This window comes from Devosia psychrophila, from assembly GCF_000971275.1.
Classification (GTDB): domain Bacteria; phylum Pseudomonadota; class Alphaproteobacteria; order Rhizobiales; family Devosiaceae; genus Devosia; species Devosia psychrophila.
Genome location: NZ_LAPV01000170.1, coordinates 1 through 22,071 on the forward strand (window position 1 = coordinate 1; position 22,071 = coordinate 22,071).

Consider the following 22,071-nt stretch of genomic DNA (forward strand, 5'->3'; position numbering starts at 1 on the left):
AGGGCATGATGCTCCATCTGGCGGAAATCTCAGCCGCCGTGGCACCGGGGGCCCATGCCGTGCTGCTACTCGATCAGGCCGGATGGCACATCTCCGCCGCACTCGTGGTGCCCGCCAATATCACCCTGTTGCCGCTGCCCTCGAAATGCCCCGAACTCAATCCGGTCGAAAACGTCTGGCAGTTCATGCGCGACAACTGGCTCTCGAACCGAATCTTCAAATCTTATGAGGACATCCTCGATCACTGCTGCTTTGCTTGGAACTGCCTCATCAAGCAGCCATGGCGCATTATGTCGATCGGGTTGCGCAAATGGGCACATGAGTGAGTATCGATGAGACTTGGTATTAGCTGTTCTGTATGTATCCAGATCACATCGTCCAGCGTTAAATAGATGCGGCTGGCCATGGCTTATTTCGCCAAAGCTTCATAAACCTTACCCCAACGCTTCAAGCTCTCGCCATGCAATTTTACAATAAGCGGGTTGACCCGCGGGATATTGCTCTCTGCAATCAGCGCTCCATACTGCTCTGACGACAAAACAACCGCCACGTCGCGCCCATTCTTTTGGATGCGCACCGGCTCGGCCTGCGCCATCTCCAGTACCTGCCCAAACTTGTTTTTGGCGTCGGTTGCTGAGATTTTTGCCATGACACTCTCCGTCAGCTAAAATAGCCAATGAAATATTGCCATTTTAATTTAGCGAGCGGCACGCAAACAAAAAAGGCCTGCATCGCTGCGGGCCTTTTCCAATTTATGTGCCGATCCTATTCGGCTGCTTCGGACCGATCCGGCTTGCTGGTGTTCTTTTCCTTGTCCACCAGTCCGGCGTCAGAGCTGACGATGTACCGCCTGCTGCCATCGGCGTCGGCGGGGATTTCCACGGCCATGCCATCGAACCCTGCCGGTGTTGCCATGGCGGGCTGACGGCCACGGCCCGAGACCCAGCGGGTCAGCCGGCCGAAATTATGCCCGGTACCCTTCATCTGGATCCAGATCACGCTTGGCGCAGTGATCATCACCGGCACCATGATAAGCGTCAGGAGGGTCGAGAAGAACAGGCCGGAGACCAGTGCCGCCGACAGGTGGATGAACCACGAACCAGCCAGGCCACCGACCACCACTTCGCGGCGGATGAAGTCGAATTCCACATTCGCCCACATCGGGATCACTCCCAGTGCGGTGAGGAATGCGGTGAGCAGCACTGGACGCACGCGCTGTGCGGCCGTCAGCAGCATCGCCTTCACTGGCTCGACTCCCTGGTGACGGTTGTAATCGTTGTAGGTGTCGATCAGCACGATGCCGTTCTTCACTACGATACCGGCTAAGGCAACGATGCCGAGACCCGTCATGATGGCCGAGAAGCTCATCCCCGTCGCCAGCATGCCTAGCAACACGCCGGCCACCGACATCACCACCGTCGAGAGCGTCACCATAACCTGGTAGAAGCTGTTGTACTCGAGCAGCAGGATAAAGAAGATCAGGAACAATGCCATGCCCAGTGCCTGCACGATGAAGGCATTGGCGTCTCCGGCCTGTTCCTCGGCGCCGGTATACTGGACGGTTATTGTATCAGGGAACGGTTGTTCCTTAACCCAGGCCTGCAGCTCTGCAACGCGGTCGGCGGCAAACACACCCTCCGGCAGGTCGGCCAGATTGGCAGCCACCGGCATCTGGTACACTTGGTTGCGGCGCGAGATATTGGCCACCTTCGGTACGGCTGTCCGAGTGATGAAGTTGCTGACCGGGATCATCCCCGTAGCCGTGGCAATCCGCATCGAGTCGAGCGCGTCGAACGTGCGCTCGTTTTCTGGCAGGCGCACCTTGATGTCGAGTTCCTTGCCGGTATCGGCATCTCGATAGGTGCCCAGGTTCACGCCGGAGGTGACGAGCTGCACATAGGGCGCCAGTTCACGCACACCGATGCCATACTTGCCGGCCTCGTTGCGGTCGATGGTGATCTGCCAGTCGATGCCGGGGGAGGGACGCCCGTCTTCGATGTCCACCGTGTTCGGCATGCCCTCGATATGCTCGCGGATCGCCGCCACGACGGGGACCAGATCATCGTAGTTCGTGCTTTCAACGCGAACATTGATGGCTTTGCCTGCGGGCGGTCCGTTCTCGGCTGCCAGCACCTGGATGTCGAGACCGGCGAAGCTTTTGACGCGCTCGCGGATGTCGGCGAAAATCTTCTCCGCCTTGACGCGGTTGTTGTAGCTGACCAGCTGCAACTGGAAGTTGCCGATGGTGTCCGGCGGCGTGGTGCTGAAGGCGCCGGTCGCGCCGAACTGCATGATCACGTCCTGGATGCCCTGGACCTGCATGATCTGGCCGCCGATATCGCTCATCATGTCGCGGACTTCTTCAGGCGAGTAGTTACCTCGTCCAACCACGGCCACGGTCGCAAATTCCGGTTCCGATGCAGGGAAAGCCTCGACGCCGGTCGGATTGGCGATATAGGTGGCGAAAATGCCAATGATGATGGCAAAGCCTACCGCCAGCGTCGGGATTGGCCAATGCAGCAGGTGCTCCATCGTCCGCACATAGATGCCGGTCAGTCCCTTGATCTTCTTGGGGTCGAACTTGTCGGCATACATGACCAGGTCGGCGGCTTCCTTGGCCTTGGGGTCGACATGGCTCGAAGCGATGAATGCGCCGATCACCGGCATGAAAATCAGCGCCGAAATCAGTGATGCGACCATGACGATGATCACGATCATCGGCAGGTAAACCATGAACTTGCCGATGATCCCCGGCCAGAACAGCAGCGGGATGAAGGCGCCCAGCGTGGTAAAGGTCGCGCCCAGCACCGGCACGAACATCTTGCGCACGGCCAAGATGAACGCTTCCTTCTTGGAAACGCCCTCCATCAGCTTTCGCTCGGCATATTCGACGACCACCACAGGGTCGTCGACCAGCACGCCCACCGCGATCACCAGGCCAAACATCACCATCATGTTGATAGTCATGCCCAGCGTCTGCGCCACGAGAAACGCCATCATGAACGACAGCGGGATCGACAGGCCGATCATGATCGCGGGGCGAATGCCCAGCGTCGCCACGCAAGTGATCAGCACCAGCGCCACGGCGGTCAGCACGGCCGCTTCAAGCGAGCGGAACATCGACGTGGTCGTTTCGGCCTGATCGAGGAAGAAGCTGTAATTGACGCCCTCTGGCCATGCCTTGGCCAATTCCTCGGTCGTTGCCCGCACCTTGGCGGACACGTCGATGATGTTGGTTCCAGTCTTCTTGGAAACGCCCATGATCAGGGCCGGGGAGCCGTTTACCGTCGTATACTCGGTGGCGTCGGCCAGCGTACGGGTAACGGTCGCCACGTCGCCGAAGGTCACGACCGTATTGCCGTCGGTCTTCAGCGGCAGGTCGTAGACGTCCTGCGGATTGGTGATCAGGCCGGGCACTTCGATATTGAACGAGCCCTGGCCGGTGTTGAGCGTACCGCCCGGCACCACCATGTTGTTGCGGTTGAGCGCGTCGAACAGCTGGCTTGCCGTCAGCCCGTAGGCTTCCAGACGCAGCAGGTCGATGCGGACTTCGAGGATTTCGTCGCGCGCGCCCGACAGTTCGGCCTCGCGAACATCGGCCAGGCCTTCGAGCGCGTCCTGGAGGTCTTCAGCGCGACGCACCAGTTCCTTCTCAGGCGCGCTGCCGTAGACGGCGACCGAAATAATCGGCTGTGCGACCAGATCGACTTCAGCAACAATCGGGTCATCGGCATCGGCGGGAAGCTTGGACTTCAGCGCATCCATGCGGGCGCGAGTGTCCGAAAGAACCTTGTCCTTATCCGCATTGATATCGAACTCGAGGAAAATCGAGGCGTGGCCGGTGGTCGAGGTTGATGTGATATTCTCGAGGTCCGGCAGCGTCGCCAGTTCCTCTTCGGCCGGCTTGGCCAGCAGTGCTTCCGCATCGCGCGGGGAAACGCCGGTCTGGCTGATCGAGACGTAGAGGTAAGGTACGTCGATGGCCGGAAAGCTCTCCTTGGGCAGAGAGACATAGGCCGAAATGCCGGCCGCGAGCATGATGACCATGACGGTCAGGACGACACGCGGCATCCGAAGGATTCTGACGATAAACTCGACCATGATCAGACGCTTTCTGCGCTAACGACGGGGGCGGCGTCGGCGGGAGAGGCATTGACTGCCTGTCCGGCATTCACATTTTCCTGGCCTACGGTTATCACGTCGGCGCTGGCCGGCAGGCCGCTGACCCACATGCCATCGCGGGTGTCGCTGACAATGGTGACTTCGTGGAATGCCACTTTGCCATTTTCCACAGTCCGCACGCCGAGCACGCCCTTGTCGTCAAGCGTCAGCACCGACTGCGGCAGCAGGTGTCCGAGCGTGCTGCCCAGCGTCACGGTTGCCTGGGCGGTGATGCCATCACGGATCGACAGGTCGTCATTGGCGAATTCGATTTCGACGGGGAAGGAGCGGGTTGCATTGTCGGCCGTCGAGGAAATGAACGTCACCTTGCCTTCGACCTCGGCGCCAGTCACCATTGTGATCTTGGCTTCGAGGCCCGTGCGCGCCAGCCCGATCCGCGATTCCGGCACCTGGCCGATGAACACCATTGGATTGAGCTGCACGATGGTCGCGCAGGGCTGGCCCTGCCCCAGCATGGAGCCAGCCACGGCAACCGGGTCCTGCACCATGCCGGCTACCTTAGCCTTGATTTCGGTGCGGTCGAGTTCGGCCTGGGCATTGTCGAGTCCGGCCTGTGCTGACGAAACCGCTGCCTTGGCGCCGCTCAGGGCAACCTCGACGGCGCGTCCGGTATTGGGAGCTGCAAGGCCCTTGGAACGGAGTTCGCTATTGGTATCGAAGTCGAGCTGCGCCTGAACCAGACCTGCGTTGGCCTGTTCGAGACTGGCCTGCCCCTGGGATACGGCGGCAACGCGCGTGCCCTGGTCCAGCGTGCAGAGGGCATCACCCACGGCAACCTGCTGGCCCTTGGTCACATGCACCGCATCAACGATGCCGGCGGTTTCGGCCATGGAGGTAACCGAGGACTTGGCCTGGGTGCGGCCGCGCAGCGGCACGTCGATCTGCATTGGCTGGGCGGTGTAGGTGACGGTGCGGACCGTCTGCAGCACAGCGTTTTCGCCGCCCTCGGCGTCATTGCGCTGCGCAATGGTCATAGCCGGATCAACCTCTGGTTCCGGATGTTCGGCCAGCACGCCGGCCTCGGCCAACGTATTGTGCAGCGGGCCGTGTTCGGATCCTTCGATCACCGAAACGATCGGCTTTTCGCCATTACCGGGGCCATTGCCGCCAACTACGAGAGTTCCTGTCGCCAACCAGCCACCGATCCCAACCAGGATCAGTAGTGCTAGGCCATAAGAAAACAGTGCACGCATGAAGTATTCGCCCCTTTACTCAGCCGCGTCTTTTTTCGGCTCGGCTCGCGCCAATGTGATCAGTTCGTGCATATGGGAGCGCATGTGCCTTTCGGCAAGCTCCATGATAGCACGTCCGTAATTGATGACCCATGTGTCACCGGCATTGCTGCCAAGCTCCGAGGCGGCCTCTTCAAGCTGCTTGCGGTTGTCCATGAGTTTCTGCAAAAATTCCTGGGACCGTGCCTCCACCAGATCGGCGGGAAGTATATGGGCAAAGCGCGCCAGCAATAGAAATGGGCTGCGGAACATGTCTGGCCCTAGGGGGCCTGAAAGTTCTTCGGCAAAAGCCTCGCGGCCCGCCTCGGTGATGCAATAGACTTTCTTGGCCGGCTTGCCGACCTGTTGCTCGGTCCGGCTGGTCACGAGCTTTTCGCTCTCCAGCTTGGCCAGGGCAGGGTAGATTGAGCCAAAGCTCGCTTCGACGAAATACGAGCACTCGCCATCGACGCAGCGCTGCCGGATATCATATCCGGTTGCTTCGCCCTCATAGAGGATCGATAAACATAGAGTTCTGACGTTCATGCGCGCTGGGTTCCGCGGACCTATGCTGGTCCGATATATGCCGGGTGTGTATAGGTCCGGCCTGGATCGCGCAAGTTGTACGGCCCGACTAATCGAGCAGATCAGTTAAGATCAGATTGCATGGCTCGTTCGAATATACGGCGTTCTTGAAGTTTCGACCGGATTCCCCCACGAAAACGCCAAGACCATTAGTCTAGGCGAGCAATCGCGTCATTTCCCCTGCCGCCCGTCGGGCCAGTTCCATGCTCGAAGCCGCCACGAAATACGGGTTCAGGAACGCCACGTTGTGCTTGCCATAGCGCATGCGCTCCCCATCTAGCGTGACGACCGCACCGCCGGCTGCCTCAAGCACCGCCTGTCCGGCTGCGGTGTCCCATTCGCAAGTTGGGGTAAAACGCGGATAGAGTTGCGCATCGCCGCGTGCCAAAAGACAGAACTTCAGCGACGATCCGACCGATACATCGGCTTCCACATCCAGAGTCTGGCACAGGCCCGCGAGTGCCGCATGCCCATGCGACCGGCTCGCCACGATCCGCAGCCGGTCGGCCGAAGCCACCGCGATGCTGGTTCGTTCCGACGCTGTCCCGCTCAGCGTGTTGCAGAACGAGGCGCCCGTCGCATCGCCAATGAAGGTTTCGCCCGTCACCGGCGCCAGCACGACACCCATCACCGGCAGGCCAAATTCCACCAGCGCGATATTCACCGTGAACTCGCCATTGCGCTTGATGAATTCCTTGGTGCCATCCAGCGGATCCACCACGAAATACCGATCGCCCAGCGTCGGGATAATCCCGGCCGCCACGCTCTCCTCGCCCAACACAGGAATGCCGGTCGGCCGAAGGTATTCAAGAATAATCGCCTCGGCCGCTGCATCCGCCTCGGTCACCGGCGAACCATCGGACTTGCTCACAGCGGTAATCGGGCGTGCATAAACGTCGAGGATCACGCGCGCCGCAGCTACCGCCGCGTCGAGCACCAGCGTCGTCAGTCCCTCGTCGGTCGGCATGGCAGTGGTCATCTGGCGTCCCACATATCTGGCCGCTGCTTTACGCTCCGGGCATTGCGCATGCAACACCCGGCCGCGCCGCGCTAGACGTGCGTCTTCATTGTATGATCCGCCTCGATAATCGCCTTGGTTAGGCTCCCATGAGCCGGATACAGCGGGATCAGGCATGCCTGCAGCGCGTGATAAATGTCCGGCTTGCCGACAAACAGCCGCGACGTCGGCGTCAGGTCTTCCTTCAACTCGCTGAGCCAGCCGCCGCGAGCGTGGTCGATCACATGGTTCTCGGCATAATCCCACAGCTTACGATACCAGACCTCGAAATAGTCGCTATTGTCATAGGCAGAAATATAAGCCGCCGCGCTGATCGCCTCGGCGACCGGCCACCACAGCTTCTCGCGCATGATCGGCTGGTTGTCCCAGTCCAGCGTGTAAAAGAACCCGCCGTGCTGCTTGTCCCAACCAAGCTCCACCGATTGGCGGAACAGCTCCCGCGCCGCCCCTGTCATCCACGACGAGTGCTTTTCACCGAGTATCCACAACTGATACAGCAGCCGCGACCACTCCAGCCAATGCCCCGGTGTTGAGCCGGAAGGGCGGAACATCTCGTTGCCCTCATAGCCCTTGTCGAGCACCCAGTTCTCATTGAAATGCTCAGCCACCCGATGCCCTAGCGGCACCGCATTCTTGAGAATGATCAGCTCGGCAATCCGCTCCGCCTTCTGCAGATAATCCTTGTTGCCCGTAGCCTCGAACGCCGCCATCAGCGCCTCGGTCATATGCATATTGGCGTTCTGCCCGCGATACGGCAGCAGTTGCGACCAGTCCTGATTATACTCATCCCGCATCGAGCCGGTCTTGTCGTCCCAAAACCGCGTGTCGATCACCTGCGTCACGTCGGCCAGCATCTGATCCGCAAGAGGATGTCCGACCAGCTTGGCACTCGACGCCGCCAGCAGCACGAAAGCATGCCCGTAAGCTTGCTTGGACCCATCGGTCACGCCGCTATCATCCAGCCCCCAAACATACCCACCATGCTTGGCGTCGCGATGATGGTCCCAGATATAACGCATCCCGTGATCGACGATCTCGTCCGACCCCGGCCGCCCCAGCAGGCTCCCCAGCACCGCGCAATGTACCATCCGCGTCGTCACATGGATTTGCCGTGTAGAATTGTCCACATCCAGCGGCACGCCTTCGTCGTCCAGCTCGAAAAACCCGCCCTTCGGATTGATCGATGGCGACTCGAAGAAGTCGTACAGATTGTTGGTCTGCCGCATCAAATACTGCTGATGAAACGGCCGCTGCGGCCACGGGCTAGAATTCGTCTTGGCAAGCGTCAACGGCACATCGGTCATAAAAGGCTCCTCACTACCCGAGCTATAGCCAGCCGTTGGCAACGTTGCAATTACGGAGGTCTAAAACCACACCCGGCGTGTGCGGCCCACCCCACCCTCAATCCCTCCCCATCGAGGGGAGGGATGCGCAAGCTTAGCCGTCAGTGTTCATCGCCTCCCTCCCCCTTGTGGGCTTCGAATGTGCCCAAAGGGCCAAATCGCTCCAGTGGAGCGATTTGAATGAAGAAGGATTGAGGGTGTGGGTAGTTTAGGCAGGGATATTCGAGGCAAACCTACCCCTTCGCGTACCAACCCTCGACCCGCGCAACTTCCTCCGCCGATCCCAATATCACCGGCACCCGCTGATGAATCCCCGTCGGCACCAGCTCCAATATTCCCTCGCGGCCAGTCGTCGATTTCCCGCCCGCGGCTTCCACAATCATCGCCATCGGATTGGCCTCATACAGCAGCCGCAGCCGGCCGCCCTTACCAGTGGTCTCGCTATCCAGCGGATACATGAAAATCCCGCCGCGCATCAAAATCCGATGGATATCCGCCACCATCGACCCCACCCAGCGCATATTATACCGCTTGCCCGCCGACCCCGTTTCGCCTGCAACATTCTCTGCCACATAGCCCTTGGTCGCTGCGTCCCAAAACCGTTCGCGGGCCGTATTGATCGCATACTCGCCTGACGCTTCAGCCACCGCCACCGTATCCAGCGTCAAGACGAACTGCCCCGCGCCATCCAGCGTAAACACCACCACACTCGCCCCAAACGTCAGCACCAGGCTAGTCGCCGGCCCATAAGCCGCATATCCGGCCGCCAACTGGTCCTTGCCCTGCTGCAGCAATCCCTTGCGCGCATCCAGGACCGAAAAAATCGTGCCCACGGTGACGTTTACGTCGAGGTTCGAAGATCCATCCAACGGATCGGTGGCCACCATGAAGTCACCCTGATTCTCCAGGTGAACCGCCTCATCCAGCTCTTCCGACACCAGAATCGAAATCTCGACATTTTCCCGTATGTGATTCAAAACAATGTCGTTTGAGATCACATCGAGCGCCTTCTGCGCCTCGCCCTGGACATTGGTATGCCCCGCCAGCCCGGTATGGCCCTCGATCGGCGCCAACCGCAAAACCGCAGCAATCTCCGCACTCGCCGCCGCCATCGTCGCCACCACCGACGCCAGTTTCGGATCGACAGTCTGTGCAGCAAGCCAGTCGGCAAGGGTCGTGGTCATGTAAAAACTCCAGGCAAGGGCAGGGTGCCCCAGTGTCCCCAACTACCGCCCAGAGGCAAGGCCAACTTTGGCATGAGTGTTGTTTCGACGGATCAGCACAAGAAGCGTCCTTGTCGGATACCCCCACCCAACCTCCCCCTGATAGGGGGAGGAGCTTGCCCGGTGACTGCCTGAGATAGTGCCCGAAACTGGATAGGATTCCTCCCCCTCATCAGGGGGAGGCGAGGTGGGGGTACCCCAAAAAAGGCCTCATCAGCTCTCCTGCGCCAAATCCGCCAACAGCCCTGCCGCCACGCTCAACCGAGACACCGTAAGCACCCCCTGCGTCAGTTCCTTCACCGCCTCAGCCGTCCGCGCGATCCCGGCCCGACCCATCCACGCCACCACGCCGCCCTCGGTCTTCAACACGTCCGCAGTCAAATCGCGCTGCGCCCGCATCAAATTAGCCAGCGCCCGGTCCAGTGCCATCCGGTCGAACCGGTCGCTGAGCCGGATATCCCGCCCCTGTTCCACCACAGGCCACAGGTTAAAGGTCGCGAACACCCCAAAGAATGCCGCCGCCCCGTCACCCACTGAAACGCCTGCGCGTTCGCTGACCAGCACGATATCGCTGGCATAGCTCAGCACCGGCAGCTCGGCGATCGACTGCGCCAAACCCTCGGATATACCCTGAGCCACCAGCGCTGCCACCGTCTCGGCAATCCGCTCGGCCAGCGAAGCCGGCAGCGTATGCGTCATGAGCCCGCGCAGCGCCGCCACCCCGGCAGCGTGCCGCTCGACCAGCCCGGCCAATCCCTGCGTCACATCGGAATTGCGCAGGAACCACAGGCTTTCCTGCCGCAGCAGGTTCATCACGGCGGCGTACAGTCCAAGCTGGACTTCGCCCGCCACCGCGCCATCAAGCCCATCGATAGCTGTATTCAGCGCCGTCAGACCATAGACGTCCCGCGTGGCGGCATAGGCCAACGCAACTTCGCCCGGGCTGGCACTCGTGGCCGCCGTCAATTCGCTGACAAATGCCGGCCCGCCACGATTGATCATCGCATTGGCCAGCACCGTGGCGATGACTTCGCGCTTCAGCCGATGCTGCGCCACCTGCTCCGGATACGCCGAACGCAGCGTTTCCGGGAAATAGCGATACAGCTCGCCCGCCAGGTAGCCATCGTCGATCGCCTCGCCCTCTAGCAGGTCCGCATAAAGCGTCAACTTGGCGTAGGCCAGGGTCACAGCCAGCTCCGGCCGCACCAATGCCGTGCCGCTGGTGGCTCGCGCATCGATCGCCGCATCCGTCGGCAAAAACTCCACCGCCCGGTCCAGCAGCCCGCGCTCTTCCAGCTGCTCGATCAGTTCCCGATGATCCGGCAACTCGTCCAGCCCCGCCTGCTGTGCCAGTGAAATCGCCAGCCCCTGCAGGTAATTGTTGCGTAGGCACAACGCCGCAACCTCACCGGTCATCGTGACCAGGAACGCATTTCGATCCTCAATCTCCAGCGATCCGTCGTTCAGCAGCGGCGCCAGCGCAATCTTGATATTGACCTCGAGATCGGACGAATTCACCCCCGCCGAATTGTCGATTGCATCGGTATTGATCCGGCCGCCCTTGAGCGCATAATCCACCCGCCCGCGCTGCGTGACGCCCAGGTTCGCCCCTTCGCCAATCACCTTGGCGCGCAGATCGGCGCCGGTAATGCGGATCGCGTCATTGGCCCGGTCGCCCACCTCGGCATCACTCTCCACCGCCGAGCGCACATAGGTCCCAATCCCGCCAAACCACAGCAGGTCCACATAGGCCTTCAAAATCGATGTCATCACCTCGGCCGGCGTTGCATGCGCCACATGCAGCCCCAGAGCCGCCTGCATTTCCGCAGTCAGCGCGATGGCCTTGAGAGACCGCGAGAACACCCCGCCGCCTACCGAAATCAGCCCCTTGTCATAATCCTGCCAGCTCGACCGGGGCAGGGCGAACAACCGCTGTCGCTCGGCAAGGCTCGTCACGGCATCCGGGCTCGGATCGATGAAAATATCGCGATGGTCGAATGCCGCGATCAACCGGATTTCGGGGCTCAGCAACATGCCATTGCCGAACACGTCGCCGCTCATGTCGCCGATGCCGACCACGGTGAAGGGTTCGCGCTGGATGTCGCGGTCCATCTCGCGGAAATGCCGCTTCACCGCCTCCCAGCCGCCGCGCGCCGTAATGCCCATCTTCTTGTGGTCATAGCCGGCAGAGCCACCCGAGGCGAACGCATCGCCCAACCAGTATCCACGCGAAATGGCGATGCCGTTGGCGGTGTCGGAAAAGCTCGCCGTGCCCTTGTCCGCCGCCACCACTAGATAAGGATCGTCCCCATCCCGCCGTATCACATCCGTTGGCGGCACCAGGGCGCCGTTGACCAGATTGTCCGTCAGATCCAGCAGCGCGCCGATGAAAATCTTGTAGGCGGCGACACCCTCGGCGGCGAAAGCCTCTCGCGCCATCCCGGCCACCAGGTGCTTTGGCACGAAACCGCCCTTGGCCCCCACAGGCACGATTACCGCATTCTTGACCTGCTGCGCCTTGACCAGCCCCAGCACCTCGGTACGGAAGTCCTCCGGCCGGTCCGACCAGCGAATGCCGCCGCGCGCAATGGCGCCAAACCGCATGTGTATGCCCTCGACGCGCGGCGAATACACCGAAATCTCGCGATACGGCCGCGGCGCCACCATGGCTTCGACCAGCGACGCGTTAAACTTGATCGCCAGCGCCGGCATCCGCTTGCCCTCGGCGTCGCGCTGGAACGCATTGGTCCGCACCGATGCTTCGATGAGGTTCACAAACCGCCTGATGATCGTGTCCTCGTCTAGCGACGCCATAGCGTCCAGCGCCGCCACGATGCGCTCCCTTCCCGCCTCGCCCGCCACTTCGCGCTCAGCCAATTCCGGGTCATGCAGCGCGTTGAACAGTGCCACCAGCGCGGATGCCGCCTCGCTCTGCTTCACCAGCACATTGGCAATATAGCGCTGCGAATACGACGTCCCGATCTGCCGCATGTAGCGCGACAGCGCACGCAGCAGGGCCGCGTCGTTCCAGCCGAGCTGAGACCGCGACACCAGCGCATTGAGCGCGTCGCTTTCCGCCAGCCCATCCCAAACCGCCAGCAGTCCTTCCTCGATTGCTGCACCGCGCGTCGCCACATCGAAGCTGCCCTCGGCCGGTTCCAGCACCATGTCGTGCAGATAGCGCTCGACGCCATCGCGCGGCACAATCGTATAGGTCCGCTCGTCGATCACCCGAAAGCCGAACGCTTCCAGCATCGGCACGCGGTCGCTCAGCGGAATGGCGCTTTCACGATGATAGAACTTCAGCCCCAGCGAGCCGTCGGCCCCGGTCCGCGTCCGCAGCCTGATCGCTACGCCGGCGCCGTTCCCCAGGCCGCGCATCACCTCTATATCGTCCAGCGCATCGGCCGCATTATTACGCGACTGATACGCCGCGGAAAACGCCCCGCGATAATCGCTGATCGCCGCCGGATCGACTGCCGTTGCCGCCAGAACATCGCCAAAATTGCTGGTTAGCGCCGAAACACGCTCCTCCAGTTCTGCCCGGCTCGGCTGCGGCGTCGGCCCGGCCACCCGGCCGATGATTACATGCAACCGCACCAGTTCCCCTTCCGGGAAATGCGGATAATAGGCTGAAACGCGCCCGTCATGGACCTGCGCCAGGTAACGCGCGATCCGGGCTCGGGCCTCGCTATCGTAGCGGTCGCGCGGCACATAGACCAATACCGAGACGAAATTGTCGAACCGGTCGATCCGCGGCAGCACCCGCACCCGTGGGCGTTCGTATAGCCCCGCAATGGCGGTGGCGAATTCAAACAATTGCTCGACGCCGATCTGGAACAGCTCGTCGCGCGGATAGCTATCCAGAGCGCTGAGCAGCGTGCGCCCGTCATGCCCCAGCGGATCGACGCCAGATTTGCGCATCACCTCGGCAATCTTGCGCCGGATGATCGGAACATCGGTATGCGGCGTCGCCTGCGCCTGCGCCGTGAACAGCCCGACGATGCGCAATTCGCCCAGCGCCGCGCCGTCACCGCCAAACAGCTTGATGCCCACATAATCCATATGCACGCGCCGGTGCACCCGCGCCCGCACATTGGCCTTGGTCACCAACAGCGCTTCGTTGCTAGCCATGAAGGCCGTATGCTGCGGCGTCGATTCCACAAAGGTCGGGCCGCTGCGCAGCACCTTGAATTCCGGATCGCGCAAAATCCCCAGCCCGCTATCAGCCAACGGCTCCAGCCCATCGGCGCTTAGCCGGTATTCGCGCATCCCGAGGAAAGTGAAATTGTGCTCGATCAGCCAGTCGAGAAACCGTAGCGGCTCGTCCTTCTGCGCCGCGGGGCTCCGCTCCAGTGAACTGATGGCCCGTCGTAGCCGTTCCAGCATCGGCTGCCAGTCACGCACTGCGCTGGTGACCTCGTTCATGGTCGCCTCGACCTCGCGGGTCAGCGCGTCGACATCGGCAACCGGATCGCTGTGGATATGCAAGAGGCTCAGCGCCCGCCCGCCATTGTCGATGACCTGCCCTTGCCACACCTTGACCACCGGATGGGTGAACAGCTTGACGGTGCCGCCCGCCGCACGCACCGCTGCCAGTGCCGAATCGACGATGAACGGCATGTCCGGCGAAATCACATCCAGCACCAACGCATCGCCCGCATGCGCCGGCTGTGTGGCGATCAACCGGCTGTCGTCGCCATCAAAGGACAGCAGGTTCTGATAGGACCGCCGCAGGTTTGCCTCGAACTGCTCAGGCGACACAACCCCCAGGTCCTCGCCGTCCGTCGCCAGCACCGCCGCCCTCAGGAAGCGTGCAAAGCCCGCGTCCTCGCTCGCCAATGCTGCAGCCCGCTCCAGCAGGGCCGGACGCCTCGATTGTCCCAGGTCCATTCATCGACTCCCCAATTCGCAAGACCAGTCTAGGCATCCAATGCCCGCATGTCGCCATTCACTTCGATGATAGCCGCTTACCGCGATGGCTCCATGACAGCCGCGCATTATGGTCTCGGCAAGCGTCTGGAATGAATTTGCGTGCCATTGACCCTTTCATCGCTTCGGGCCATGTTTTTCTCGCCAGAGTGCCAATCGCAGCAAAGCGTTTTCTCGCGCGCTCAAAAGGCGCGAGGTCGCCATCTTGCGATACCCTAGTGGTCTGGTAGTCTTTCAGTCATTCGATCTCAGCGGGAGACAGAGATGAAGAACGCTTCCAAATTTATCGCCTACACCGCCCTTGCCGCGTCACTCACGCTGGGCTTTGCGGTCACGGCGCATGCTCAGGATCGCACCCTGATCAACGTCAGCTACGATCCGACACGTGAACTCTACCAGCAGTTCAATGAGGCGTTCATTGCCCATTGGAAGGCTGAAAAGGGCGAGACTGTCGCTATCGAAAATACCCATGGCGGCTCCGGCGCTCAGGCCCGTACCGTCATCGACGGCCTCGAAGCCGACGTGGTGACCCTAGCGCTTGAATCCGACATCAACGCCATTTCCGATGCCAATCCCAAGCTGATCCCCGCCGATTGGCGCGGCACGTTCGAAAACAACAATGCGCCCTACACCTCGACCATCGTGTTCCTGGTTCGCAAGGGCAATCCTGACGGCATCGCCGATTGGGGCGATCTGATCAAGGACGGCGTCGAAGTCATCACGCCAAATCCCAAGACCTCAGGCGGCGCTCGCTGGAACCTGCTCGCTGCATGGGCTTGGGCCAAGGCACAGCCCGGCGGCTCTGATGAAACCGCACAGGCATTCGTCACCGAGCTCTACAAGCACGTCCCCGTGCTCGATACCGGCGCACGTGGCTCGACCACGACATTCGTGCAGCGCGGCATCGGCGATGTTCTGCTGGCTTGGGAAAACGAGGCCTATCTGGCCCTCAAGGAACTCGGCCCCGACGCCTTCGATATCGTGACCCCCTCGGTCTCGATCCTGGCCGAACCTCCTGTCGCTCTGGTCGTCGGCAATGCCGAAAAGAAGGGCAACACCGATCTGGCCCAGGCCTATCTCGAATATCTCTATTCGGATGAAGGCCAGTCGATCGCTGCCGCCAACTACTACCGCCCGTTCAAGCCTGAAGTTGCAAAGCCCGAAGACGTCGCCCGCTTCGGCAAGGTCAACCTCGTGACCATCGCCGACTTCGGCGGCTGGCGCGAAGCCCAGCCCCACTTCTTCGGCGAAGGCGGCATCTTCGACCAGATCTACACTGGCACCCCTGCCGCTCCCCAATAACTTCGCAGGTGGTCTGCGCAGCAGATGAAAGGGTCCAGTGGAGCCTTTCAAACCAAGAAGGCCATGAGAGCTACGCTCGAAAGGCTAGTCCTCCCAGACGCACTTGCGCCGGCCCCAGTGGCCGGCGTTTTGTTTGGAAACTGTGCTACGATGACGTCTGTCGACAGGCTCAGGATGAGGTCTGCTGAGAACTAAAAGTAGACCTCATGGTGAGCCCGCGGAAGCACGAGGGCGTGGCACAATCGCTCTTCAATGTACGGTATGCACACCCACCGGCTCATCATCCCCGCCAGTCCCGACCTTCGGCCCGGCCCAGAACACAATATACAGCAGCTCTTCCCCCGCCGCGTCGGTGATCTCGATCGACCTCGGCAGTCGCGTATCGCCGCCCGTACTTGCCGCACGCTCGACGATCGCCTTGGCCAAGGAGGCGGCATTGCGCTCTGCCGCCTCGAGGTCCGGCAGGTCACTGCCGTCCGTGTCGGGGATCAGTTGGTCATCGGTGCGGTAGTGAAAGTAGAATCGGGGCATGCGCGCCTCCCTCGAAGAGGAAATGCCCAAGCAGGCAAGGAGTTGCCAGCCTGCCAGCTTCAGTGCGGTCAGTCGAGGCCGGTCAAGCCATGATATTGGTGGCGCTGCCACAATAGCGGCGTCCGGCTCGTTGTGTTTTCCGCCTCGATTATGGCTCCCGCAAACAGCACATGCGTTCCCGTCTCCATCGCGCCGATCACCCCGCAGTCGAGCGCCGTGACCGCGCCCTGCAACATCGGATGCCCCGATGGCCATTCGCCCCACTGGCCGCGGCTGAACCGCTCTTCGGCCACGACCCGCCCCGCAAAGGCATCGGCAACCTCGCTCTGGTCATCAGCCAGCATGGCAAAGGAAAACCCCCCCGTCTTTGCGATCAGGTCAGCCAACCGGCTCAATATGTCGATTGAAATGAGAATTGTTGGCGGGTTTATCGACAGCGACATCACTGACGTCACCGTCCGCCCGATCCGCTCGTCGCCGCGTCGCGCCGTCACGAGGCTAACGGTGGAAGCCATCGCCGCCATGGCGGAGCGAAACTCCGCATTGCCAACAACGGGCCGGCGGGAAGGGCGCAGATGCATGGTGTCGGGCAATTCGAAGTCAGCCATAATGCTATTCAATTCTCTCTCCGGGCATAACCATCAAACGCCCACCACTGCGTCGTTCTAGCTGCGAGGACACTGCATCGCTTGCAATTTAACGCTGCGCCATCTAATTTCCAAGTAATGACTTTGAAAACCTCCGGCGCCAATATGTCAATCGAGAACTGGGACAACACGGCTCGACCCGGCGTCGCCGCGGCTTGGTCTCCGCGCAGCCCGGCCGAGCGCGTATTGATGGCGCTCAAGATGCATGGCGCCCTGTCGTCCGCAGAACTGGGCAGCAAGCTTGCCACCACAGGTGAAGCGGCCCGCCAGCAATTGGCCCGCCTTGCTGAAGAAGGCCTGGTCGCTTCTGCCAGCGAGGCCAGGGGCGTCGGTCGCCCCACCCAGCGCTGGAGCCTCACAGCGGCCGCCCAGTCGCGCTTCCCCGATACCCACGCCGCACTGACCGTTCAACTGCTCGACATCGTCCGCACGTCCTTGGGCGAAGCCGCGCTCGAGACTCTGATTTCCGTTCGCGAAGCCGAAACCCACACTGCCTATCACTCCGTCATCGCCGCTGATTTGCCTCTCCGCGACAAGGTCGCCGCGCTCGCCGACCTGCGCTCCGCCGAAGGCTATATGGCGGGCTGGAGCGAGGAGCCGGACGGCACGCTGGTCCTCGTCGAAAACCACTGCCCGATCTGCGCCGCCGCCACCGCCTGCCAGGGTTTTTGCCGCGCTGAACTCGACGTTTTCCGCTCCATCCTCGGCAGCGAAGCGACCATCCAGCGCACGGAGCACATCGTCTCAGGCGGCCGCCGCTGCACCTATTCCATCCGAAAGACCGACGCATGAGCGACGAAAACCCGCGCCCGCCGGTCGGCACCCAGCACCAGCGCGTCGGCTGGGAAACCCCCGCGGGTCTGGACGAAGCCATGATCCGCACGGTGGTCGATCGCTTCTACGACGACGCTCGCAGCGATCCAATTATCGGCCCGGTGTTTAATCGCATCATCGCCCCCGAAGCCTGGCCGCACCACCTCGCAACCATCGCCGATTTCTGGAGTTCCATGCTCCTGGGCACCGGACGCTACGCCGGTCGCCCCATGCCCAAGCACATGGCTATCCCCGAACTGTCCGATGCCCACTTCATGCGCTGGCTCGCCCTGTTCCGCCGCACCGCCGAAACCGTCTGCCCACCCGAAATCGCCGCCCTGTTCATTGAGCGCTCCGAACGCATCGGCAACAGCTTCCGCATGAACATCTATATGCGCCGCGGCGAAGACATTACCGCCATGGCCTCGCTCGAGCGCGAAACGCCGACTTGGACACCGCCGAAATAATTCCAGCCTTCCCAGTCGACACCCTCCCCCTCGCGGGGAGGGTCAGGGAGGGGGCAGTTTAGCCCCGATCCAGACGTCACTCCCACCACAATCTCCATTCCTGCCCCGCGCTAGTACAATTTTCTTCGCCCACTTGCGCAAACGCCACGGGCTCGCTTTGATAAACCCGACCGATCCACTAGGGTCGCGACCGCCGCACCGGGTTGAGAGGTCGACATGAACAACGCCGCCAATTTCCCCACCAGGGCTGCCGTTTGAGCACCGTGGCCTCGACTGCGCCGCGTCGCGCCTGGAGTTTCCGCCAGCCCAGCGTCATTCCCGGCTTTGGCCTGACGCTCGGCTTTACGCTCACCTATTTCTCGCTGATCATCCTGATTCCGCTGATTGCCCTGGCGGTTCGCTCGGCTGGCCTCGGCCCCGAGGGATTCTGGAAAGCTGCCACCGATGCCCGCGTGCTCGGCTCGCTGCGCGTCAGCTTTGTGACCGCACTGATCGCCGCCGGCGTCAACGTCGTCTTCGGAACGCTGATCGCCTGGGTGCTGGTGCGCTATCGCTTCCCCGGCCGGCGCATTTTCGATGCCATAATCGATCTGCCCTTTGCGCTGCCAACCGCTGTCGCAGGCATCGCGTTGACCGCCATCTATGCGCCCAATGGCACTGTCGGCTCGCTTTTCGCCCCGCTGGGATGGCGCATTGCCTACACGCCTGCGGGCATCGTCATCGCCATGATCTTCATCGGCCTGCCTTTTGTAGTGCGCACTATCCAGCCCATTCTCGAAGAGGTCAGCCACGAGGTCGAAGAAGCCAGCGCCACCCTCGGCGCCAACCGCTTCCAGACCATCATCCACGTCATCTTCCCAAGCCTGATGCCCGCAATTCTCACCGGCTTCGCGCTGGCCTTCGCCCGCGCCGTCGGCGAATACGGCTCGATCATTTTCATTGCCGGCAATATTCCTTTCGTCTCGGAAATCGCGCCGCTACTGATCTATATCCGCCTGCAGGAGTTCAACTATGTCGGCGCAACCGTCATCGCCACCGTCATGTTGTTGATTTCCTTTGCTCTGCTGCTGGCGATCAACTTGATCCAGGCCTGGTCGCGTCGGAGGTATGGCTATGGCAACTAAGCTCCGTGCCCAAACCAAGCGCCGTCACTCGCCCACCAGCGAAAGACGCTCGGTTCAACTGCTGCTGATAGGTATTGCAGTCGCTTTCATGGCGATTACCCTGGTCCTGCCGCTTTACTCGGTGTTCCACGAAGCCCTTAGCAAGGGCGTTGGCGCCTTCTTTGCTGCGCTCGGCGAAAAGGACGCTCAGGCCGCCATCCGGTTGACCCTGCTGGTCGCCGCCACTGCCGTGCCGCTCAACGTGGTTTTCGGCCTTGCCGCCTCCTGGGCCATCGCCAAGTTCGAGTTCAAGGGCAAGGCCTTTTTGATCACCCTGATCGATCTGCCCTTCTCGGTTTCGCCGGTGATTTCCGGCCTCGTCTACGTGCTGCTGTTTGGGGCAGGGAGCTTCCTCGGTCCCTTCCTTAAGAGCTACGGCATCGAAGTGCTCTTCGCGCTGCCCGGCATCGTGCTGGCCACCATTTTCGTCACCTTCCCCTTCGTCGCCCGCGAGCTGATCCCGCTGATGCAGGATCAGGGCACTGGGGACGAGGAAGCGGCGCTGTCGCTTGGGGCCAACGGCTGGCAGACTTTCTGGCGCGTCACCATTCCCAATATAAAGTGGGGCCTGCTGTATGGCGTGCTGCTCTGCAACGCCCGTGCCATGGGCGAGTTCGGCGCCGTCGCTGTGGTCTCAGGCAAAATCCGCGGCCAGACCACCACCATGCCGTTGCAGGTGGAAATGCTCTACAACGAATATAACGCCGCGGCGGCTTTCGCTCTGGCATCGATGCTGGCCTTGCTTGCGCTGGTCACGCTGGTATTGAAGTCAGTGCTGGAATGGCGCTTTGGCGAAGAAATTGCCGCCGGCAACCACTGATAGGAATATGTGTCTATGGAAGTTCGCGTTCAAAATGTGCGCAAGGAATTCGACCGGTTCCCGGCGCTGCATGACGTCTCGCTTGACATTCGTTCGGGTGAGCTGATCGCGCTGCTGGGCCCCTCTGGCTCAGGCAAAACCACGCTGCTGCGCCTTATTGCCGGCCTTGAAACGCCAACCGCCGGCAAGGTCTTCTTTGGTGATACCGACGCGTCCGAAAAGACCGTGCAGGAGCGCAATATTGGCTTTGTGTTCCAGCACTATGCCCTGTTCCGTCACATGACAATTCTCGAGAACATCTCATTTGGTCTGAAAGTCCGCCCACGCTCGTCGCGTCCGCCGGCCGGCGAAATCCGCCGCCGCGCCATGGAACTGCTCGATCTGGTGCAACTGTCCGGCCTCGAAAAACGCTATCCGAATCAGCTTTCCGGCGGTCAGCGCCAGCGCGTCGCCCTGGCTCGCGCCCTCGCCATCGAACCCGCCGTGCTGCTGCTCGACGAACCCTTTGGTGCCCTCGACGCCCAGGTCCGTCGCGAATTGCGCAAATGGCTGCGCGAAATCCATGATCGCACCGGCCACACCACGGTCTTTGTCACCCACGATCAGGAAGAAGCCCTCGAACTCTCCGATCGCCTCTGCGTCATGAGCCAGGGCAAGATCGAACAGGTCGGCACCCCCGACAGCGTCTACGACCACCCGACCTCGCCCTTCGTCTTTGGCTTTATCGGTGAGTCGAGCGAATTGCCGGTTACCGTCGAAAATAACGAACTCTGGGTCGGCGGTCGCGCGATTGGCGTTCCCGCTGGCGATGCGCAGCCGGGCGAAGCCCGGCTGTTCTTCCGCCCGCACGATGTCGAATTGGTAGAGCACGACGCCTCACTGGCCGGCGTCGTCAGCACCAACCGCCGCGTCGGCGGCACTCGCCGCGTCGAGCTTGAAATCGGCGGTGCCGGTCACCTGGTCGAGGTCGATCTGCCGTTCGATCACCCGGCTGGGGAAAAGACCCGCCTCGCATTCCGTCCTCGTCGCTGGAAACTCTTTCCGGCTGTTTGAGTCCGAGCAGACGAATTTATCGCAGGCTGGGTCGAAAGTGTCGGGTTGCGAGAACTGGACTGGAGCGTGCTTAAGTACGTGAACTCCCGAAGCGCAGCTAACCGGCATTTCCAGGCCGGCCTCAGCTAAATTATTCGTCGTCCTTCACGGCCTCCATGGACACATGCGTACTTGTGTGGGCGACGTGGGGCAGGGCGCTGATCCGCTCACCCAGCACCTCGCGATAGTCGGCGATATCCTTGGTTCGCACCTTGAGCAGGTAGTCAAAGCTCGACGCAATCATATGCGCCTGCTCCACCTCGGGAATCGCCCGCACAGCCTTATTGAAAGCCGTCAGCGCCGCCTTGCGCGTATCGCTCAGCTTCACTTCGACAAACGCCACATGCGACAGCCCGAGCCGCTTCGGATCGATCACCGCGCGATAGCCCAGGATATATCCCGCCTTTTCCAGCCGGGTGATCCGCGCCTGGCACGGCGTCTTGGACAGGTTCACCCGCCGGCTCAGCTCCGCCACGCTGATCCGCCCATCCTTAACCAGTTCATCCAGGATGCGCCGGTCGATCTGGTCCAAAGTCGCGTGAGTGACAGTTTTCACGGGTGTATGTCCTGCTGCGGGCCAACAACATAACGCCACGTTCTGCCATCCGCCACACAAACAGGCGAAACGCCTACCTATCCTCTGTCATTGTGTTTTCAACGTAAGCTCATCAAAATCGCGATGTCATCCCGACGAAGGCCTGGACCCATCCTGAGATCCCTCCGCGATCTGTGAAGGTGCAAT

18 protein-coding genes are annotated in these 22,071 nt (G+C 61.4%); 7 read left to right on the forward strand and 11 right to left on the reverse strand.

Annotated elements, in window-relative coordinates:
- A partial coding sequence (locus WH91_RS19195) for a transposase (protein WP_046172632.1) occupies positions 1 to 326 on the forward strand: 326 nt, incomplete at its 5' end.
- Between the two features lie 83 nt (positions 327 to 409).
- Here the strand turns inward: WH91_RS19195 and WH91_RS19200 are convergent.
- From WH91_RS19200 to WH91_RS19235, 8 genes are all read right to left on the reverse strand, one after another.
- Positions 410 to 649, reverse strand: coding sequence for a type II toxin-antitoxin system Phd/YefM family antitoxin (locus WH91_RS19200; protein WP_046172633.1), 240 nt, complete (start codon positions 647 to 649; stop codon positions 410 to 412).
- A gap of 116 nt (positions 650 to 765) precedes the next feature.
- Positions 766 to 4,071 (reverse strand): efflux RND transporter permease subunit, encoded by a 3,306-nt coding sequence (locus WH91_RS19205; protein ID WP_158409612.1) that lies wholly within the window; start codon positions 4,069 to 4,071, stop codon positions 766 to 768.
- Positions 4,072 to 4,103: 32 nt separating this feature from the next.
- A complete protein-coding gene (locus WH91_RS19210; RefSeq protein ID WP_052952985.1) occupies positions 4,104 to 5,375 on the reverse strand; it encodes an efflux RND transporter periplasmic adaptor subunit in 1,272 nt (423 codons plus the stop codon).
- 15 nt (positions 5,376 to 5,390) lie between these two features.
- A complete protein-coding gene (locus WH91_RS19215) occupies positions 5,391 to 5,939 on the reverse strand; it encodes a PadR family transcriptional regulator (RefSeq protein ID WP_046172634.1) in 549 nt (182 codons plus the stop codon).
- 193 nt (positions 5,940 to 6,132) lie between these two features.
- The gene (gene cysQ, locus WH91_RS19220) at positions 6,133 to 6,957 is read right to left on the reverse strand and encodes a 3'(2'),5'-bisphosphate nucleotidase CysQ (RefSeq protein ID WP_052952986.1); all 825 of its coding nucleotides are present in this window, start codon (positions 6,955 to 6,957) and stop codon (positions 6,133 to 6,135) included.
- Between the two features lie 71 nt (positions 6,958 to 7,028).
- On the reverse strand, positions 7,029 to 8,300 hold the full coding sequence (locus WH91_RS19225) for an AGE family epimerase/isomerase (protein ID WP_074797569.1): 1,272 nt from the start codon (positions 8,298 to 8,300) through the stop codon (positions 7,029 to 7,031).
- 272 nt (positions 8,301 to 8,572) lie between these two features.
- Positions 8,573 to 9,523, reverse strand: a complete 951-nt coding sequence (locus WH91_RS19230) for a class 1 fructose-bisphosphatase (RefSeq protein WP_046172635.1) — start codon at positions 9,521 to 9,523, stop codon at positions 8,573 to 8,575.
- A gap of 252 nt (positions 9,524 to 9,775) precedes the next feature.
- Positions 9,776 to 14,455, reverse strand: coding sequence for an NAD-glutamate dehydrogenase (locus WH91_RS19235; protein ID WP_052952987.1), 4,680 nt, complete (start codon positions 14,453 to 14,455; stop codon positions 9,776 to 9,778).
- 303 nt (positions 14,456 to 14,758) lie between these two features.
- Here WH91_RS19235 and WH91_RS19240 point away from each other — a divergent pair, with 303 nt between their 5' ends.
- Positions 14,759 to 15,796 carry a sulfate ABC transporter substrate-binding protein gene (locus WH91_RS19240; RefSeq protein WP_046172636.1) on the forward strand — a complete coding sequence of 346 codons (1,038 nt, stop codon included), beginning with the start codon at positions 14,759 to 14,761 and terminating at the stop codon, positions 15,794 to 15,796.
- 249 nt (positions 15,797 to 16,045) lie between these two features.
- Here the strand turns inward: WH91_RS19240 and WH91_RS19245 are convergent, their stop codons facing one another.
- Both WH91_RS19245 and WH91_RS19250 read right to left on the reverse strand, forming a co-directional pair.
- Entirely contained in the window at positions 16,046 to 16,327 is a 282-nt protein-coding gene (locus tag WH91_RS19245; RefSeq protein ID WP_052952988.1) for a DUF6894 family protein, read from the reverse strand.
- A gap of 68 nt (positions 16,328 to 16,395) precedes the next feature.
- Positions 16,396 to 16,947: a flavin reductase family protein gene (locus WH91_RS19250; RefSeq protein ID WP_143078169.1), complete on the reverse strand. Its 552-nt coding sequence runs from the start codon at positions 16,945 to 16,947 to the stop codon at positions 16,396 to 16,398.
- Positions 16,948 to 17,052: 105 nt separating this feature from the next.
- On the opposite strand from WH91_RS19250, the gene WH91_RS19255 reads away from it, so the two are divergent.
- The 5 genes from WH91_RS19255 (at position 17,053) to WH91_RS19275 (ending at position 21,290) form a co-directional block, all read left to right on the forward strand.
- A complete protein-coding gene (locus WH91_RS19255) occupies positions 17,053 to 17,766 on the forward strand; it encodes a helix-turn-helix transcriptional regulator (protein WP_428040670.1) in 714 nt (237 codons plus the stop codon).
- Positions 17,763 to 18,254 carry a group III truncated hemoglobin gene (locus WH91_RS19260; RefSeq protein WP_342028114.1) on the forward strand — a complete coding sequence of 164 codons (492 nt, stop codon included), beginning with the start codon at positions 17,763 to 17,765 and terminating at the stop codon, positions 18,252 to 18,254. The genes WH91_RS19255 and WH91_RS19260 overlap by 4 nt, the downstream gene beginning before the upstream one ends.
- 263 nt (positions 18,255 to 18,517) lie before the next feature.
- Complete coding sequence (cysT, locus tag WH91_RS19265) at positions 18,518 to 19,378, forward strand: sulfate ABC transporter permease subunit CysT (RefSeq protein WP_046172701.1); 861 nt, start codon at positions 18,518 to 18,520, stop codon at positions 19,376 to 19,378.
- Positions 19,368 to 20,237, forward strand: a complete 870-nt coding sequence (cysW, locus tag WH91_RS19270) for a sulfate ABC transporter permease subunit CysW (RefSeq protein ID WP_046172637.1) — start codon at positions 19,368 to 19,370, stop codon at positions 20,235 to 20,237. The genes cysT and cysW overlap by 11 nt, the downstream gene beginning before the upstream one ends.
- A 15-nt stretch (positions 20,238 to 20,252) precedes the next feature.
- Positions 20,253 to 21,290, forward strand: a complete 1,038-nt coding sequence (locus WH91_RS19275) for a sulfate/molybdate ABC transporter ATP-binding protein (RefSeq protein ID WP_046172638.1) — start codon at positions 20,253 to 20,255, stop codon at positions 21,288 to 21,290.
- A gap of 130 nt (positions 21,291 to 21,420) precedes the next feature.
- On the opposite strand, the gene WH91_RS19280 is transcribed toward WH91_RS19275, so the two are convergent.
- Positions 21,421 to 21,861 carry an Lrp/AsnC ligand binding domain-containing protein gene (locus WH91_RS19280; RefSeq protein ID WP_082102277.1) on the reverse strand — a complete coding sequence of 147 codons (441 nt, stop codon included), beginning with the start codon at positions 21,859 to 21,861 and terminating at the stop codon, positions 21,421 to 21,423.
- Positions 21,862 to 22,071: the final 210 nt, after the last annotated feature.

Coding starts and splice junctions, on each gene's coding strand:
- WH91_RS19200 (WP_046172633.1), bottom strand. CDS start 649: ATGGCAAAAATCTCAGCAACCGACGCCAAAAACAAGTTTGGGCAGGTA.
- WH91_RS19240 (WP_046172636.1), top strand. CDS start 14,759: ATGAAGAACGCTTCCAAATTTATCGCCTACACCGCCCTTGCCGCGTCA.
- WH91_RS19255 (WP_428040670.1), top strand. CDS start 17,053: ATGACTTTGAAAACCTCCGGCGCCAATATGTCAATCGAGAACTGGGAC.
- WH91_RS19245 (WP_052952988.1), bottom strand. CDS start 16,327: ATGCCCCGATTCTACTTTCACTACCGCACCGATGACCAACTGATCCCC.
- WH91_RS19225 (WP_074797569.1), bottom strand. CDS start 8,300: ATGACCGATGTGCCGTTGACGCTTGCCAAGACGAATTCTAGCCCGTGG.
- WH91_RS19205 (WP_158409612.1), bottom strand. CDS start 4,071: ATGCCGCGTGTCGTCCTGACCGTCATGGTCATCATGCTCGCGGCCGGC.
- cysQ (WP_052952986.1), bottom strand. CDS start 6,957: ATGACCACTGCCATGCCGACCGACGAGGGACTGACGACGCTGGTGCTC.
- WH91_RS19275 (WP_046172638.1), top strand. CDS start 20,253: ATGGAAGTTCGCGTTCAAAATGTGCGCAAGGAATTCGACCGGTTCCCG.
- WH91_RS19230 (WP_046172635.1), bottom strand. CDS start 9,523: ATGACCACGACCCTTGCCGACTGGCTTGCTGCACAGACTGTCGATCCG.
- WH91_RS19210 (WP_052952985.1), bottom strand. CDS start 5,375: ATGCGTGCACTGTTTTCTTATGGCCTAGCACTACTGATCCTGGTTGGG.
- cysW (WP_046172637.1), top strand. CDS start 19,368: ATGGCAACTAAGCTCCGTGCCCAAACCAAGCGCCGTCACTCGCCCACC.
- WH91_RS19260 (WP_342028114.1), top strand. CDS start 17,763: ATGAGCGACGAAAACCCGCGCCCGCCGGTCGGCACCCAGCACCAGCGC.
- WH91_RS19235 (WP_052952987.1), bottom strand. CDS start 14,455: ATGGACCTGGGACAATCGAGGCGTCCGGCCCTGCTGGAGCGGGCTGCA.
- WH91_RS19215 (WP_046172634.1), bottom strand. CDS start 5,939: ATGAACGTCAGAACTCTATGTTTATCGATCCTCTATGAGGGCGAAGCA.